The sequence below is a fragment of the Pedobacter sp. genome (assembly GCF_035317785.1).
Classification (GTDB): Bacteria; Bacteroidota; Bacteroidia; order Sphingobacteriales; family Sphingobacteriaceae; genus Pedobacter.
The window spans coordinates 1-18,044 of record NZ_DATHGC010000345.1; the positions used below are offsets into that span (position 1 = coordinate 1).

Below are 18,044 nucleotides of genomic sequence, written 5' to 3' on the forward strand. Positions count from 1 at the left end.
AGAACGACTGGAAAGAGAATTTGCTGTTCAGGTCAAATTTCCCCGTCAGTTTCAGCTCATGCGGGATGTCATAATTGGCCACAAACCTGTTTCCAAAATTAATGCCGGCAATCTTTCTGAAAACACGGGAATAACTGTAAGCAAGTGTGCCCGAAAATCTGCCTTCAGCCTTGGTTATTTCCATTTCCAAGCCATAAGCATTTGATGTTCCGGCCCTTAGCTGACTCCTTACCGCCGGATTTCTGATGATTTGTGCATGTCCGATCAGATCCAGCTGATTGGACAATTTCTTATAATAAGCATTTGCCAGGAAGGCCAGGCTGCCGGGAGCAAACCGGTATCCCACTGAGAAGTGGTTGGCATATTGTGGTTTGATAGCTGCCGATGCCGGCACCCAGGGTTCCAGAGATGAAAAAGCCAGGGTACTGTTTTGTATGAGCTGCAGGTATTGAAAATTGAGGTTGTAGGTGAGGAATACCCGCTGGTCAGGGCTTGGCAGATAACTGATATTGATCCTCGGCTCAGGATTGACAAAAGTTTTAATGTCGTACTTTTTAAGGAGGTTGCCATTTTCATCGTAAACATTCCGTTTCTCTTCCGCATTTCTGAAAACCCCGACCCTAAGTCCATAGTTCAGCTCAAATGACTTGCCGAGATCTATTTGCTGGGTATAATAAATGGCCGCTTCAACTGATTTGTCCCTGGATATGTTAAATTCAAAATCATTCTCATCATTCATTTCTCCCGGAATAAACTGGTGATAGATCCCTGAGAGCCCGAACTTCATCTGGTTACTCGGACTCCTGTAATAGGTATAATCTGCCTTTAATGTCAAGTCTTTTATCCCTGTTCTCCACTGGCTTTTTTGAGAAAGCGTATCCGCATTGAGATCCAGCAGGTTGCTGTAATTGCTGTAAATGGCAGACACGTTCAAAAATACTCTTGAGCTAAATATGTGATTCCATCGAAATGTCGAGGTTAGATTTCCCCAGTTGTTGGTATAGGAGTTTTCAGAAAGCAGGTTGTCCTTGCCTACATAAATGGAGTAAAATATACTGTTGTCATTGTTCAGTTTAAAATTCGCTTTCGCGTTGATGTCATAATAGATAGAGTTCGGATTGAACAGTTTAAACCTGCTTTGAAAAACATCCAGCAGACTTCGGCGATAGGCGACGATAAAAGAACCCCTGTCCTTTACGATCGGCCCCTCTGCGGCTATCCTTGCAGACATGAAATTCACACCGCCATTGATGTGGTATTCTTTACTGTTTCCTTCGGCCATCCGGTTTACAATCACCGAAGACAACCTGCCCCCAAAATTGGCCGGCATATAATCCCGGTATACCTGGAGGTTGTTTACCGCATCAGAATTAAATACCGAAACCAGTCCATATAAATGTGATGGATTATAAACTATCGCCTCGTCCAGCAAGATCAGGTTTTGATCAGAATTCCCGCCTCTTACAAATAAACCGGAACTGCCTTCTGTAATTGCTTTTATGCCGTTCTGCATTTGTAACCTCTTCATCACATCGGTTTCCCCGGCGTAATACGAGGCATAGCTCAATTGTTTCGCCGTAAAATTCTGTTCATTGAGCAGTATCGGGTTTGGCGTCAAATTGGAGGGTTTGATGACTACCTCTTCCAATATGTGTGGCTGCATTAAAAGCTCCATTTCTTCCTGTATGTCCTTGTCCAGGCGAACCATCTTTTGCAGCGTCTGATATCCGGAATGAGAGACAAAGATCTCGTAATTTCCCTCCGGCACCGAAATCGAATAAAACCCATATTGATTGGTGATCACACCTGCCTCAAGTCCCGGAATCTGAACCGTAGCCCCAATGAGCTCCTCACCGTTGAATTTATCCCTGATATGGCCGTGTATGGTCCGGATCTCAGGCTTATCGGGGATGATGACAATATCATTGCCCACCAGTTTAAAACGGAGGCCCGTACCAAAAAGCACCCTTGAAAGAATGGTTTCAAGCGGTGTCTGAACAAACCGGTAACCCGTTGTCTTTTTTAAACGGAGCTGATCCGGATCAAATGCAAAGTTATTGCCCGTTCGCTGTTCCAGTCTTTGCAATGTTCTGATCAAAGAGTCGGCGGGAAGATTGATGGTATAGGCACGCTTTCGCGGATCTGTTTGCTGTGCAAACAGGACATTGCTAAATAAGAGCGGAAGAAATAGTGTTAATAAGAGATATAGTCTATTAATTGGCCGATAAAACATAAACATTCTGCTCCTTAACTAACTTACATTGTAAAGATGCAGAAATTACTTCAAGTACGCTGTCTAAAGTTTGATAATGTAGTTTCGCGGTTAATTTCCTTGACTTAAGGTCATCTCCCTTAATGATCAGCGGCATTTTATATACTTTTTTTAACTGTGCAGCGACCTGCTCAAAAGGCATCTCATGGAATATAAATTTCTTATCTACCCAGGCTTTATAATTAGGATCAGTATTGTTCATCCTGCTCAGCTGCTTAGTCTCTGTATTATAAACGCCGAGCATACCAGGAGTCAGCAATACCTGCTCACCGGCAATGCGGTGCTTCATAGCGACCTTTCCCTCTTCAACGATCACCGACGCCTGAGCTTCGTTTTTCACCACATTGAAGCTGGTACCTATATCCCTGGCCTCAACATCTCCAAGATCTATCCTGAACTGGCTGCCCTTGTGTTTGCTCACCTGGATGAAAACTTCACCCCGCTCCAGTACCAGCTTGCGGTCAGCGTTAAAATTCTCCTTATCGTATTTTATGATGGTACCGGCATTCAGGCTCAGCTCAGTTCCATCGGGCAGGATCACCCGGGAAACCACATCGCTTTGCGTAGTGCTCACCACTACATATTTACTGCCGAGCATAAAATAATAACCTACCGAAACAATCACCAGCACCGCAGCAGCTACCTTGAACCACAGGCTGATGCTGCTTTTGTGTTTTGGTTCTTCCAACAATTCCACATCCGCCTGCAGCTCCAGTTTATTGTTCAGGGTATTCCAGGAAAGCTGGGGATCGAATCCATTTTTATGGTACAGCTTCTCGATGTTCAGCTGTACATCAGCAAAATCCTGATAAAATTTTTCATTGATTTCTGCCGTTCTTCTCCATTCCTCCAATAACTGTTTGTCAGCGTCAGAAATGGTTTGTTCCAGATCATCTATGATCAGGGAATAAATCAGTTCTTCGTTTGTTCCGGATTTTTCCATAATGGTAATGGTTAGAGGGCGTTAAGAGTGAAAAGGATGAATAACTGTATGATTACTTTTTTATTGTTTTCTAAGTGTTCTCTGAGTTTCTGGAAGCCATATGTTAAATGATTTTTTACTGTTTTGATCGAAATATTCATCTGCTCGGCTATCTCCTTCTGTTTCAGTTTACCAAACCGGCTAAGGTACATCACCTGCCTGCACCTTTCGGGCAGCATGGTAAGGGCCTCCTCCAGTCTTTTTAGCATGGCTTCTTCTGCGTCCCTGCGGGCTTCATCTTCATCACCAAGCTCTCCCTGATGTACAGAAAGGTATTTCGCACGCTGCTCCGCATCAATCTTTTCTTTTTTGATGAGGTTTAGCGAGGAGTTCACCACCGATCTGAACAAATAACTTTTCATTGAGTACTGAATATTTAACTGATCTGCCTTATTCCATATGGTGATAAAAACATCATGCACTACTTCTTCTGCAGCCTGAGCCTGCCCCGCATATCTGTAAGCTACGGCAAACAGCTGCCTGTAATATTTTTTATAGAACAGTTCAAAAACCTTTTTATCGCGATCAATGATCGCCTGCAGAAGGCCTCTGTCCTCTTCTGTTAATTGCATCTGCTGCACTGCCTTTTCCTCCACACTATTTCTGCTTTAAGATAAGGACTCCCGATATCTCCGGACTCATACTTGTGGTATTTACCGCAACAAACCACTGTCCTTTCAAGAGATTTCGCTCCTGAAGCGGACTCAATGTCAATGATCCGGCAATCGGCTTATCTGTTGCCGGATGTTCTTTTTCCCGGCTGTACAGCTCTTTTATAAAAGAACCCGCCGACCCTTTAGCTCCGCTCCGAAGGGTAATCATCTGAGGTATTACATTTTTGTATTCCAGGGAATAACTCAGCGACTTTGACTCCTCATTATAGTAGCCATTCAAAACTGCTGTGCCTTCAGAATTACTGTTTGTCCCCTTTTTATCTATTCTGGCGATCACAATATATTCCCTTACCGGAGGTTTTATCCGGGCTTCTCCGGCAACCAGGCCTTTTTTACAGGCAAAGCAGCACAAGACGAACAAAACTACGATTTGCGGTACAAATCCCTTGGCTATACGGTTACTCATTTAAGTATTTTAACGAAGGGCTAAAATACTAAATTCTAACATATTATCACCGCCGGTTAAAATGCGTTCATGACATCAATTACCCGGGCAATTTGCATTGGCGTATGGCAATAGGACACCGGCAGACTCAAAGTGGTCCGATGTATGGTTTCTGATATTGGATAGGCCCCTTTTAGCCTGGTCTTTAATGCTTGTTGATGATGTGGAGGTACCGGATAATGGATCTCCGTTTTTATATTATTTTTCAGCAAATGAGCTCTCAGCCTGTCCCTTTCAGGGTGTCTTACTGTGTAAATGTGGTATACATCTTCATAATCCGGATGTATAACCGGTTTAATAAAATCGTCTTTTAATCCTTCCTGGTAAAGCTTGGCCAGTTTTTGTTTATGAGCATTGATCTGATCCAAAAACTCCAGCTTAAGGGAAAGGAAGCCGGCCTGGATCTCATCCAGTCTCGAATTGATGCCGATATAGTTGTTATAATACTTTTCATGGCATCCATAATTGCGCATGGCTTTTATCTTCGCGATCATTTCCGGTTCCGAAGCGATCAGTGCACCCCCGTCACCCAGTGCGCCAAGATTTTTTGTCGGGTAAAAACTAAATGCCCCAAAATCACCAAAGGTACCCGTCTTTTTTCCTTTGAAGCTTGCTCCGTGAGATTGCGCGCAATCTTCAATTACCCGAAGTCCATTGAGGTCAGCGATCTGCATAACCGCACCCATATCACAGGACTTGCCGTACAGATGAACAACCATGACCGCTTTGGTTTTTGAGGTTACCGCTGCCTCAATTTTTAAGGGATCAATATTATAAGTATGGATATCCGGCTCTATTAGAACCGGCACCAGTCCGTTATTGTAGATCGCCAGAATTGTAGCGATATAGGTATTGGACGGAACGATAACTTCTGAACCTTCCGGAAAATCAAAATATTTCAGCGCAAGCACCAGGGCATCGAGACCGGAAGCAAGGCCGGCACAGTATTTTCCCCCGCAATAGGCAGCAAACTCCGTTTCAAAAGTGCTTACTTTATTCCCAAGTATAAACCAGCCCTTATCCAGGCTATCCGAAAAACTTTCCTTATAGCCCGCCATAAATTGCTGGTTCAGCAGAAACAGATTTTCATACTCTATCATAAGTTATACTGCAACATTTAAATGCATCGGGTATGGGGTGTGTATGTAATCTTTGGCATCAAAGTATTCTGAAGCAAGTACCATTAAAATAGCATCCTCACTAAAGCTGTGCATGGTATGCCAGTCTTCGGGGCTAATAATCAGACATTTGTCCGGTGAGTCCAGCACGAAGCTGGATTCGCCGCTGCCGTTATTATTGTAAATAATACAATGTCCACGGATGCAAATAGCGGCCTGAATGGTTTCCACATGTCTGTGACCGCCTCTTTCACTTTCATCGACACCATAGATATAAAAGATCCTTTTGATGTCAAAAGGCACTACCTTTTCAATAACTGTCAGATTGCCGCGAGGATCAGTAAATGTTTTCAGGTTAATTAAGGAAGCCATAGGTTAATGCATTTTTCTTGTAAAAATTTTTATAATAACCACGTAAAAAGAATAAGATCGCCCGGCCGGGAACCGCCTTTATCCATTGAATGTCATCGGTGAGTTCATGTGAAGGGCCATGCTGATTTACCATATTGATCACCTGTTCAGCCTTCGAAAGCGCATCAATGTATGGCCTGTAAATGTGTTTGACCGGGTTCCTTGCCAGTGTATAATTTTTATCGGACAAGCTATAGCTGTTATTGAGCGTATAATGAAATCCATGATAATGGAAAAAAACCAGCTCAAACGAATTGCCGCTTGCCTGATCTTTTCCCTTCACTGATTCGCCACTGTTTCTAAAAGCATACTGCTGAACATTCCAGGGGGCAACGCCACCCCCCAGATGTTTCAGCACATGAACAGTATTGAACCTGTTATGCCAATCGTCAAGATATTTTTGATCTCCAAATTTTCCGTCTTCGAACTGGTTAAAGCACCATGCTATGCACTTATCTATCCACCAGTTGAGCACCTCAAGTCCTGCGGCTGTGTTTTTGAATGTCATAAACTGCACGCAGTAGATGCCGCTGCTGGCCGACTGATCATACCTTTTGGTAAACCGGTGCTCGGTAATGAGCACAGATTTCTCGCCCATCTCGTCAATCAGCACCGCCGGATCGCTAAAAAACATCAGATCTGCGTCTACATAAGTACAATGGTCCAGATCATAGGTTTCCAGACAGTACTTGATGGCAGAAGAGGCGCAGGTCCAGCAATATTCACCAGGTGTCCTTTCAGATTTCACGGCCAGAAGCCGCTCGTTTTCAAACTGTTTTAGACTGATGATGGTAGCATAAGGCAGTCTGAGCCTGTTCAGGACATCAAAACAATGTTTGTCAAATGCAATGATGTACAGGTGGAACGCATCGCATTTTTCTTCCAGAGAATGGTACATGGCCAGACCCCTGGACAGGTACATTGTGTTGAATAAGGTGCAGAATTTAATCATATTTTGATGAATTAACTAAGTAAAACCCTTTATTGGTTCCCTGGGGTCTGTCGTCTATAAACATTACAGCTTCTCCTTCTACATAAGAAGGGAATTCTGCCACTACCTTGTAGCGGTCAGAGAAATGACTCAAAAAAAACTCTTTATGAAAAAACCATGCAGGATATGATGCCGGGTATATTTCAGGCGGGACAACCTGTAAGGTAAGCCTGTCGTTTGTCGCATTGTTAAAAGCAGTCCTGTCAAACAGGATAAAATCAAAATCATACCCGGCGAGTTTTTCCAGAAAAACATGCGGATCCTTTAAGTATTGGACTGAACCTGAAAGCAAAATGAAATCTATTTTTTTTTTTTCGAAGCAGCTATCTATCGAACTGTAAAATTTCAATGTCTCATCCTCAAAATTTGCCTTCCCGGAGGTCACGTAGTGCTCCTGCTCTACAATGTTCCAGCTTGCGCAGGTTTCCTCAGGCAAAAGGTCCTTGATCTGGTAATAGGTGCTGCCTAGTGAGCCTCCAAAATCAAGCACATTTAAAGGCCTCTTTTTCAAAGTGGCACTCAGCATCAAAAAAGACATTAACGCATAAGGAATCTCCTTTTGGTCGAAAATAACCGAATCACGCTCATAGACAGCTTCGCCGCTCTTCACTTTCAACAGCGCGTTAGTGGTTCTTTCCAATATAATATGTTCATCATATCCTCCAGCTTCTGAGCTTGCCTTTGCCCATGATGTATAATCTCCGAACCACCCATATTTATCCTTTGGTTTTTTTTTAGACGAGAGTAGTTTTTTAAACATATATTATTTCAGTTCGATGCATACAGGACAAGAAAAAGTTTAGAAAGTCCTATATAATTATTAGTTTATTGTAAAAAAAAATGAAGCTGTATAATCCTGAGAAATGCCTGGTTTTTATAGGAGTTGTATTTCCGTTCTCACTGACTACAGCCCAACTCAGCAGCATCTGCGCGGTGAGTGCACCTTTTTCTAGAGAAAAGGTGCACTCACCGTGGACTCAGGGTGCACTCACCCTGCACACAGTGAGAACCGAAATAGAACTCATATGGAGACATTAGTGAAATCGGTCTAGATTTTTTAGGGATCGACAATCAGATACACTCTGCCAATTTGTCATTTACAAATTAATTTTTGTATTTTTGAAGCCCCAATAACTAGGTAACCGTTTTATGATTGATTTACAGCTGACAGACAAGACACATGATGAAGCACGCCAGGGAGAGGCACTGGTCGTTGAGACTCCTTTGGTACGGAATGGGCGTAAACTATATATTGAAAGTTACGGTTGCCAGATGAACTTTGCCGACAGTGAGATTGTTGCATCCATATTATTTGACCAGGGATTTGAAACCACGGGCGACTATAAAGAGGCTGATGTCGTATTCATCAATACCTGCTCGATCCGAGAAAATGCAGAGCAGCGCGTACGCAACCGGCTGTCGCAGTTTGGTGTAGAGAAACGCAGAAACCCGAAACTGATCGTGGGTGTACTCGGCTGCATGGCCGAGCGTCTCAAAGCTAAATTTCTGGAAGAGGAAAAATTGGTGGATGTAGTGGTTGGCCCCGATGCCTACCGGGAATTGCCGCAATTGCTTGCCGAAGTAGAAAGCGGACAAAAAGCGATCAATGTATTGCTTTCACGCGAGGAAACCTATGCAGACATCAGCCCGGTACGTCTGAACGGTAATGGGATTACGGCATTTATCTCTATCATGAGGGGCTGTGACAACATGTGCTCTTTCTGTGTGGTACCTTTTACAAGAGGCAGGGAAAGGAGCCGTGATCCGCATTCTATTTTAGCGGAGGCGAGGGATTTGTTTGAAAGGGGTTACAGGGAAATCACTTTACTGGGCCAGAATGTTGATTCTTACCAGTGGAGCCAGCCGAAAGCCGAAAAACCTGCAAACAATGACTTAGCCGATGATCTGAATACCTTAACCGGTGACGCCTTATTGGATGCTTTGAGCCGGGAAAGTGAATTGCCTGCGCATCGTTTAAAAGCCGGGCTGGGCAACGCAGATGTAAACTTTGCACAGTTACTGGCCATGGTAGCCGAAATTAATCCTGATTTAAGGGTGCGCTTTTCTACTTCACATCCAAAAGACATTACGGATGAGGTTTTGTATACGATCAAAAAATACAATAACATTTGTAATTATATCCACCTGCCTGTACAATCAGGAAATTCCAGGATTCTGGCCCTGATGAACCGTACTTATACCCGTGAATGGTACATGAACAGGATTGATGCCATCCGGCGCATTATTCCCGGCTGTGCGATTTCAGCTGATATCATTGCAGGATTTTGTACCGAAACCGAAGAAGAGCATCAGGATACCCTGAGCATTATGGACTATGCCAGGTATAATTTTGCTTATACTTTCTCTTATTCGGAGCGCCCGGGTACGTTAGCCGCCCGCAAATATAAAGACGATGTCCCCGAAGATGTTAAATCCCGTCGTCTAGCCGAAATATTTAAGAAACAACAGGAAGATTCTTTAGCCTGTCTGCAAGAATTTGTTGGAAAAACCGTTAAAGTGCTGATTGAGGGGTTTTCTAAAAAGTCAGACCAGGAATACAGAGGACGTAATGATGAAAATGCAATGGTGGTATTCCCGGCAGCAGATGGGGTAAAGGCTGGGGAATATGCAAATGTTTATATAGAACGCTGCACATCGGCTACTTTGATAGGCAGAGTTGTTTAAGAAATGATTAACCATTTCGTCATTGCGAGGGAAGCGCAGCGACGAAGCAATCTCATATCCACTATCCTGATGAGATTGCTTCGTTGTTCCTCCTCGCAATGACGCACAAAATATTAAAGAAGTATACATGGATATACAAGATATTAAAAACCGCTTCGGAATAATTGGGGGGTCTCCCCTGCTTAACCGCGCGATAGATATAGCCAGACAGGTTTCTCCTACAGATATGTCCGTATTGATCACCGGTGAAAGCGGTAGTGGTAAAGAAGTTTTTTCTCACATTATCCACCAGATGAGCGCACGCAAACACGGCGCTTTTATTGCGGTGAACTGCGGTGCAATACCTGAAGGAACGATTGACTCTGAACTGTTCGGGCACGAAAAAGGCTCTTTTACGGGTGCGCATGAGGCCCGCAAAGGTTATTTTGAGGTGGCAAACGGGGGAACTATTTTCCTCGATGAAGTAGCAGAATTGCCTTTGGGCACACAGGCACGTTTACTAAGGATCCTTGAAAGCGGTGAATACCTGAGGGTAGGCTCATCCAAAGTGCAAAAAACAGATGTACGCATCATCGCGGCGACCAATGTAGATGTCTACAACAGGGTAAAATCCGGCAAATTCCGGGAAGACCTGTACTACAGGTTAAATACTGTGCCTTTGCGCATTCCTGCCCTGCATGAGCGCAAAGAAGACATTTACCTGCTGTTCAGGAAGTTCTCCGCAGATTTTAGTGACAAATACCGGAGTCCGGGCATACAGCTTGAACCCGATGCGATACAGATCCTGAGCAATTACAGCTGGCCGGGCAATGTGCGCCAGCTGAAAAATATAGCCGAGCAGATCTGCGTTTTGGAAAAGGACAGGAATGTGACCGCGGCAGCATTGCTGAACTATATTCCGAATGAAAGTGCTACCAATCTGCCTATGGCCATTAGTGGCAATAAAGAGGATTTTTCCGAGCGCGACATTCTTTACAAGGTTCTTTTTGATATGAAAAAGGACATGATGGAATTGAAAAAACTGGTAGCCGAGATCATTCAGAGCGGCGGAAATACAGCGCATGTCATTGAAGATAACCCGCATTATATCAACCAGCTTTACCAGGAGATCGAGCAGCCGGGCAACAGCAGTGGTGAGCTTTCTGCCTTTACCATAAAAAAGCCGATCCAGAATGCCCCGGTTGATTATAATTATACGCACGAAGCTGAGGAGGTAGAAGAATCTTTATCTTTGATAGACAAAGAATCTGACCTGATCAAAAAGGCCCTGAAAAAACACAAGGGCAAGCGCAAATTTGCCGCACAGGAGCTGGGGATTTCGGAGCGGACACTGTACAGAAAGATTAAGGAACTGAACTTATAATGAATCCGGCTATGAAATATGTAGGTATATTGATCTGTTTACTGACCCTTGGGGGTTGCCAGATCGGCTTTAAAGGTTTTTCTATTCCGGAGGGGATGAAAACTATTAATGTAACGGTTTTTGAAAACAACGCTCCCCTGGTTGTAGCCTCACTGAGCTCTCAGTTTACCGAGGAACTCAAGACCAGGATCCGAAATCAAAGCAGTCTGAGCATTACACCAAATGAGGCGCATGCGGTGTTTTCAGGAAATATAACCGGTTATTCGATCAACCCTGTAGCTTTGCAGGACAGCCGGGGGACTCAGGGCAACAGTCAGCCATTGTCAGGTGCAAACAGGCTTACCATCACCGTAAGTGTTAAATATGTGAACAATCTCGACCCTAAGCATAGTTTTGAACAATCGTTTGAGCGTTATAAAGACTACAGACCTGCAGGAAGCCCACAGGCCCAGGAAACTGTCTTAATTAAAGATGTAACCGCGCAATTGACCGAAGATATTTTTAACCGGGCTTTTGCACAATGGTAGGTCAATATAGAGATCAATTATTAACTTAGCAGCGTGGAGCAGGAACTAAATACCAAACAGCAGCTGGCAGCATTGATGGCAAACCCTGAGAACATCGGCAGGGAAGACGAAGCGATGCTAAATGGTCTTGCGGAGAAATACCCTTATTTTCAGCCCCTGCATCTTTTACTGGCAAAAGCTGTTTCTGCGGAGGCTGAGCAGGGTACCGGGCTTGCTACTGCAGCGCTCTACAACAGCGGGCAGCTGCTCTACCAGATCATCCATAGTCCTGAAAATCTTTCACGTACTGAATTTAATGTAGTTTCATACGCAACCGATGCGGCTGTAAACGAACCTGAATCTCTTGATGAAGCGGGTATAGATGAAGTTGACGCTGAACCCGAAGGACAGGTTGATGAGCAGGAAATCTTTGAGGAGATCGGCGAGATCAATATAGAAGATTACCGCGGGGAACCGGAAGATGACCTTGTTTTAGAAAATATTGTTTCTACGGATTTCTTTGCCTTTCAGGATAATTTTAAAGTAGAAGAAGTCTCCGGAGAAGTACCGCAGATCGAAGAATATTCTGAGCAGGCAGCCCTTGAACAGGAAACTGTGATCAGTAAGTATGATGACGACAAACTGCCTTATACTTTTTTGTGGTGGCTGGCAAAAACCCGTAAAGAACATCAGCAGATCTTTCAGCCTTACGCTTCTCCTAAGCAGCACAAGACAGTACAGCCGGGCAATCCGGGAGGTCAAAGTGCGCCTGCCGAACTCCAGCAGCAATACGTAGAGAATATATTTCACATGCAGAGCGTCTTTGGCGATGAGGAGAACGGCGAATACGTTCCTTCCGGTTTCAGGCGAAATTCAAAAGGAGATGAGATCATCGAAAGCTTCATTAAAAATGAGCCGCAAATCAGCCCGCCAAAGCCTGAACAGATCAACAATGAGAACAAGGCCAGGAAAAGCGCAGAGGACCATAGCGATATGGTATCTGAAACGCTGGCCAAAATTTATATAGAACAAATGCTTTACGACAAGGCGATAGAGACTTATGAAAAATTAAGTTTGATGTTTCCAGAAAAAAGCCGTTACTTTGCCGACCTTATTCAATCGATAGAAAAGAAAATTTAATAACTATAACCTCATATGCTTTTTTTAATTATACTATTAATTGTTGTTTGTATTGCCCTTTCGTTGTTTGTTTTGATACAAAATCCTAAAGGTGGCGGCCTGGCAACAGGCGGGTCCGGCAGCAATATGTTTGGCGTTCAGCGGACCGGTGATGTTTTGGAAAAAGGCACATGGGTTTTACTGGCAGTGATTGTAGTACTTACCTTGTCAATTACTACTATTTCTAAATCCGGCGGACCATCAGCTGGTGCTGCAGATTCTAAAATGCAGGAACAACTGGACAAAATACCTAGTCCTTCTCCGCTTGGCGGCGGCGCAACTGCTCCGGCAAATACGCCTCCTCCGGTTACAGACACTACAAAAAAGTAAACGATCCACAAAATATTGTAAAGCCCGGTAAGAATGAATATCTTACCGGGCTTTTTCATGTTCTGCCACTCTGACACAAAAGCAGTTTGCCACAAACCATTAGCTGACAAGGCAGTGTAAATTTGGCAAACAAAGCAGGCTTGGCATAAAAACTGATACAGCTTAACTGAGTAGCAACTACTACAATATTTATATAAACCTTAAAAAATAAATTAATATCAAGTTATGGCTTTAAACCTTAAACCCATTTCAGGAACAGCAAACAGAGTTATTGTTGAGCCTGCTGCGGCAGAAGAAAAGACAGCTTCCGGAATCTATATTCCCGATACTGCAAAAGAAAAACCATCAAAAGGAACTGTGGTATCAGTTTCTGAAGAAGATTCAGAAGGTAAAAAACCAACAGTTAAAATAGGCGATGTAGTGATCTATGGCAAATATGGCGGCACTGAGCTTCCATATGAAGGTAAAGATTACCTGATCATGCGCGAAACTGACATCTATGCAGTCATCGCTTAGTTAGTATCAGGGTATGAGTATCAGGTATCAGGATATGACTATCAATAGCTAATAAAAAACAATTAAAATTTTTAAACCAACAGTATCCAGTAAGTATCGGCAACAGGTCTTGATACTAAATACTAGATACTTACTACTAAAAACAAAATGGCAAAACAAGTAAAATATAATGTAGAAGCCCGTGACGCCCTGAAAAGAGGCGTGGACATTTTGGCCAACGCAGTAAAAGTAACTTTAGGACCTAAAGGTCGTAACGTAATTATCGATAAAAAATTTGGTTCACCTTCTATCACCAAGGATGGTGTAACTGTGGCAAAAGAAATTGAGCTGAAAGACCCTATTGAAAACATGGGCGCACAAATGGTTAAAGAAGTGGCTTCTAAAACTGCTGACATTGCAGGTGACGGAACCACAACTGCTACTGTTTTGGCCCAGGCTATTGTTACTGCAGGTATTAAAAACGTTGCTGCCGGCGCAAATCCAATGGATTTGAAACGTGGTATTGACAAAGCGGTTACCGCTATTGTTGAAAATCTGAAAGCGCAGTCGCAAACTGTTGGTGAAGACAACAACAAGATCAAGCAAGTTGCGGCCATCTCTGCCAACAATGACGAGATCATTGGGGCTTTGATCGCTGAGGCAATGGGCAAAGTTGGTAAAGATGGTGTAATCACTGTTGAAGAAGCAAAAGGTACTGAAACTGAAGTAAGAACTGTTGAAGGTATGCAGTTTGACCGTGGCTATTTGTCTCCATATTTTGTAACCAATGCGGATAAAATGGAAGTGGAATTAGAAAATCCTTACATTTTGATCTATGACAAAAAGATCAGCAACATGAAAGAATTGCTGCCGGTATTGGAAAAACAAGTGCAAACAGGGAAACCTTTGCTGATCATCGCTGAAGATTTAGATGGTGAAGCGCTGGCTACTTTGGTAGTGAACAAGATCCGTGGTTCACTGAAAGTTGCTGCGGTTAAAGCACCTGGTTTTGGTGACCGTCGTAAAGCTATGCTGGAAGACATTGCTATCCTGACTGGTGGTACTGTAATCTCGGAAGAAAGAGGTTATAAATTAGAGAATGCTGACCTTACTTATTTAGGTACTGCTGAGAAAGTGGTTATTGACAAAGACAATACTACGATCATCAATGGCGCTGGCCAGTCTGAAGACATCAAAGCACGCGTTAACCAGATCAAGGCTCAGATCGAGACGACTACATCTGATTACGATAAAGAAAAATTACAGGAGCGTCTTGCCAAATTGGCTGGTGGTGTTGCTGTTCTTTATGTTGGTGCGGCTTCTGAAGTGGAAATGAAAGAGAAAAAGGACCGTGTTGACGATGCGCTTCATGCAACCCGTGCAGCGGTTGAAGAAGGTATCGTAGCTGGTGGTGGTGTTGCTTTCATCCGTGCTATCGAGGCATTGGAAGGCATGAAAGGCATCAATGATGACGAAACTACTGGTATCCAGATCATCCGTCGTGCTATTGAAGAGCCTTTGCGCCAGATCTGCCAGAATGCTGGTATTGAAGGTTCAATCGTGGTGCAAAAAGTGAAAGAAGGTAAAGCTGACTTTGGCTACAACGCACGTACTGATGTATATGAGAATTTAATTGCTGCCGGAGTTATTGACCCTACGAAAGTTGGTCGCGTAGCTTTGGAAAATGCGGCTTCAATCGCAGCCATGCTGCTGACTACTGAAGTGGTGTTGGCCGATGATCCTGAAGATGCTTCTGCAGGTGCAGGTATGCCTCCAATGGGTGGCGGCGGCATGGGCGGAATGATGTAATATCGTCCGGTCCCGCTGAAAAAAATGAGAAAAGCCATAGATTTATCTGTGGCTTTTCTCATTTTATTGTATTTCGCTACAAGATTATTCAAAAAAGTAAAAAAAATGATACATTTATATACCCCTAAGTATATCTATGTTAAAACGTCTGCCGGCGCTCCTCTCAATTTTCATGTTTATTGGCTTTTCCTGTGCAACCGCGCAGCAAATCACCATTAATTCCACCGATCCGGGGCCATATTCCGCCGGTTCTACAATTACTTCATTATTTAGCATCGGCAGCACGAGCTGTATACGGCCTGGCAATGTCTTTGAACTTTATTTATCTGATGCAACGGGCAGCTTTACTACAGAAACCCGGATAGGCACTTTCGACGGCTTCTACGCTACTTTTGTCAATGGGGTAATCCCCGCAGGTACGATTCCCGGCACGGGTTATAAACTACGCATCAAATCGACGACTCCGGCACTTACAAGTTCGGAATCTGCGGCATTTGAGATCAGGACTGGCAGTTTTGCCGAGGCAAAACTAACATCAACACTGCTGGGCACAAGTACTGAAGTTTTTGGGGTTTGCTCCGGCATCAACAACAGCCAGTCATTTAACCTGACCAACGAATCTACTGCCGGGAGTACAGTAACGGCTATTGTCACAGATGAACTGAATGGCGGACCTCCGACTCCTATCTCTTTCAATTTCCAGATCAAGTCGTTTGTGGCCCAGCTGGCACATTACACCATTTTTGTAAAAGCGGTGATGCCTGACGCAAGCGTGGCGACCAGGGCATATATGCTGGTCAATAACCGGGCGCTCACTACATTTAGTACGCAAGGGACCAATACAGTGTGCCTGCCGGGCGGCTCCCTCGAATTTTTGGTAGATATTGACGGTACTAATGGAATAAAAAATAATTTCCCCGGAAACACCTATGTTATAAACTGGGGAGATGGCCAGGAAGATGCCTATACGCTGTGTGACATCCGCAACAATTCCAGTAAGATCGGTCATGCATATTCGACTACTTCCTGCGGGGAGACCTTCCAATCAGGGGCCATTACAGAGTATAACGCATTTGGCATAAATATCTCCGCAAAAAATCAATACTGCGGGAATGTGGGCACAGCGATTTCAACAACAGCCAAGGTCATTACCAAACCTGTAAATAATTTTTCGTTTGATGCCAGCTCCTGTTTAAATGCCAACATCACCTTTACCAATACTTCTGACCCGGGTAAAAACCCAAACACCAATTCCGCAGGCTGTATTGACAATATTGTCACTTACACCTGGTACATAGATGGCAATATTGTTGAAGCGGATAAACCGAGGTCTTTTGCACTGACCTATGCTTTTACCACATCGGGCACGCATACCATAAGGCTGGAATCTTCAAGCACCACTGCGCAATGCCCGGCAGATGCGGTCGAACGGTCAATATGTATCCAGGAACAGCCCAGACCATCTTTTACTTTGAACGGAGGTACGGGCGTAACGCTTTGCAGCCCGGCAACTCTAAAGCCTGCAAATACTTCATTTACCGACAATACCTGCAGCAGCAATACTTATCAATGGAGTATTACGGGGGGTGCTTTTACTTATGCCAGCGGCAATGCGAACAGCTTTGAGCCGGAGTTTAACTTTACCAGTCCGGGGATTTACAAGATCAAATTAGCCATAACTACACCTTCCTGCGGTACGTTTGAGAGCGAAGAACAGACAATTGTCATTAACAGCGCACCAACGGCGGTGCTTTCGCCGGATGTTATTTTGTGTAACCTGACCAGTTATGAATTTAACGACATTGCGGGCCCTACACGAACCATTTTCAGCGGCACACAGGAGATCCGGCCGGACACCTACATCTGGACCGTTAGCGGGGGTGCAGTTATTTTTGAAGGCGGCACAGGCCCAACATCGCAGTACCCGATCATTAACTTTACTGAATATAAGGCCTATACCATATCTGTGACGCACAAAAATGGCTGCAGCAGTGTGACCAAAACACAAACCATCACCTTTCAACAGTCGCCTGCTGTAAATGGCGGGGGTGTTTATCCGGCGATCTGCTTTAATGATGACATCGTCCTGAACGGCTCAATAAACGAGCCTGTAAATTCCCATACATGGGTAGGCGGCGGCGGTACGTTCACACCGGACAGAAATGCGCTAAATGCGACCTACTCACCAACTCCTGCTGAACGTACTGCAGGGCGGGTCGATCTGATCCTGAGGGCTACCACTGCGCTGCAAGCTCCCTGCAACACCATTGACGGGTTTGCCAGGGTCATCATCAATCCGCAAAATACACTGACCAGTCCGGCTGAAAAGCGCATTTGTACGGGCAATACTGTCGATTATAACCCGCTGTCCACAGTCTCAGGAAGCACATTCAGCTGGACAGCAACAGGCTCGGCTAATGTTTCCGGGTTTGCACCGACCGGCTCCGGAAACCAGATCAATGACCTGCTGACCAATACGAGTGCTACTTCAAATGGGGTAGTTGTGTACAGGATCACACCTTCGTCTGCGGGTTGTATTGGTGAAACTTTTGAGCTTACAGTAACCGTTACGCCCAATCCGGTATTAACGGCAGCGGCGGCAAACAGCACGATATGCAGCGGTGATCTTACGGCCATTGTACTCAGTTCGAATCTTCCAAACACCAAATATCTGTGGTCCACTGTCGCTTCAGGACCAACGATCACCGGCAATGTGGACAATCTTTTTCTGCTGTCGACGGTTACTCAGATCGATGACATCCTGGTCAACAGCGGTACAGCACC

At 44.3% G+C, this 18,044-nt stretch carries 16 protein-coding genes; 8 read left to right on the plus strand and 8 right to left on the minus strand.

Annotation, left to right across the window (positions count from 1 at the left end):
• The 8 genes from VK541_RS21690 to VK541_RS21725 form a co-directional block, all read right to left on the minus strand.
• Window positions 1-2,233: TonB-dependent receptor (locus tag VK541_RS21690; protein WP_324372607.1), on the minus strand; the 2,233-nt coding region annotated here is incomplete at its 3' end.
• Window positions 2,214-3,215 (minus strand): FecR family protein, encoded by a 1,002-nt coding sequence (locus tag VK541_RS21695; protein ID WP_324372609.1) that lies wholly within the window; start codon window positions 3,213-3,215, stop codon window positions 2,214-2,216. The genes VK541_RS21695 and VK541_RS21690, both read right to left, overlap by 20 nt.
• An 11-nt stretch (window positions 3,216-3,226) precedes the next feature.
• Entirely contained in the window at window positions 3,227-3,850 is a 624-nt protein-coding gene (locus VK541_RS21700; RefSeq protein ID WP_324372610.1) for an RNA polymerase sigma-70 factor, read from the minus strand.
• A gap of 1 nt (window position 3,851) precedes the next feature.
• Complete coding sequence (locus VK541_RS21705; protein WP_324372611.1) at window positions 3,852-4,334, minus strand: CHRD domain-containing protein; 483 nt, start codon at window positions 4,332-4,334, stop codon at window positions 3,852-3,854.
• A gap of 56 nt (window positions 4,335-4,390) precedes the next feature.
• Window positions 4,391-5,473: a DegT/DnrJ/EryC1/StrS family aminotransferase gene (locus VK541_RS21710; protein WP_324372612.1), complete on the minus strand. Its 1,083-nt coding sequence runs from the start codon at window positions 5,471-5,473 to the stop codon at window positions 4,391-4,393.
• A gap of 3 nt (window positions 5,474-5,476) precedes the next feature.
• Window positions 5,477-5,863 (minus strand): FdtA/QdtA family cupin domain-containing protein, encoded by a 387-nt coding sequence (locus VK541_RS21715; RefSeq protein WP_324372613.1) that lies wholly within the window; start codon window positions 5,861-5,863, stop codon window positions 5,477-5,479.
• Entirely contained in the window at window positions 5,847-6,854 is a 1,008-nt protein-coding gene (locus VK541_RS21720; protein WP_324372614.1) for a glycosyl transferase, read from the minus strand. Before VK541_RS21720 ends, VK541_RS21715 begins: the two co-directional genes overlap by 17 nt.
• Window positions 6,847-7,653, minus strand: a complete 807-nt coding sequence (locus tag VK541_RS21725; RefSeq protein ID WP_324372615.1) for a methyltransferase, TIGR04325 family — start codon at window positions 7,651-7,653, stop codon at window positions 6,847-6,849. The genes VK541_RS21720 and VK541_RS21725 overlap by 8 nt, the downstream gene beginning before the upstream one ends.
• A gap of 389 nt (window positions 7,654-8,042) precedes the next feature.
• Between VK541_RS21725 and VK541_RS21730 the strand changes: the two genes are divergently transcribed.
• The 8 genes from VK541_RS21730 to VK541_RS21765 form a co-directional block, all read left to right on the plus strand.
• Entirely contained in the window at window positions 8,043-9,578 is a 1,536-nt protein-coding gene (locus VK541_RS21730; RefSeq protein WP_324372617.1) for a MiaB/RimO family radical SAM methylthiotransferase, read from the plus strand.
• A gap of 127 nt (window positions 9,579-9,705) precedes the next feature.
• The gene (locus VK541_RS21735; RefSeq protein ID WP_324372618.1) at window positions 9,706-10,941 is read left to right on the plus strand and encodes a sigma 54-interacting transcriptional regulator; all 1,236 of its coding nucleotides are present in this window, start codon (window positions 9,706-9,708) and stop codon (window positions 10,939-10,941) included.
• 11 nt (window positions 10,942-10,952) lie between these two features.
• On the plus strand, window positions 10,953-11,468 hold the full coding sequence (locus VK541_RS21740) for an LptE family protein (protein WP_324372620.1): 516 nt from the start codon (window positions 10,953-10,955) through the stop codon (window positions 11,466-11,468).
• Between the two features lie 33 nt (window positions 11,469-11,501).
• Complete coding sequence (locus tag VK541_RS21745) at window positions 11,502-12,587, plus strand: hypothetical protein (RefSeq protein WP_324372621.1); 1,086 nt, start codon at window positions 11,502-11,504, stop codon at window positions 12,585-12,587.
• A 15-nt stretch (window positions 12,588-12,602) separates the two neighbouring features.
• Window positions 12,603-12,956 (plus strand): preprotein translocase subunit SecG, encoded by a 354-nt coding sequence (gene secG / locus VK541_RS21750; RefSeq protein WP_324372623.1) that lies wholly within the window; start codon window positions 12,603-12,605, stop codon window positions 12,954-12,956.
• Between the two features lie 225 nt (window positions 12,957-13,181).
• Window positions 13,182-13,472 (plus strand): co-chaperone GroES, encoded by a 291-nt coding sequence (locus tag VK541_RS21755; RefSeq protein ID WP_285059580.1) that lies wholly within the window; start codon window positions 13,182-13,184, stop codon window positions 13,470-13,472.
• Between the two features lie 147 nt (window positions 13,473-13,619).
• Window positions 13,620-15,260, plus strand: coding sequence for a chaperonin GroEL (gene groL, locus VK541_RS21760; RefSeq protein ID WP_324372624.1), 1,641 nt, complete (start codon window positions 13,620-13,622; stop codon window positions 15,258-15,260).
• Window positions 15,261-15,396: 136 nt separating this feature from the next.
• Window positions 15,397-18,044 (plus strand): PKD-like domain-containing protein (locus VK541_RS21765; protein ID WP_324372625.1); only part of this gene is annotated, 2,648 nt, incomplete at its 3' end.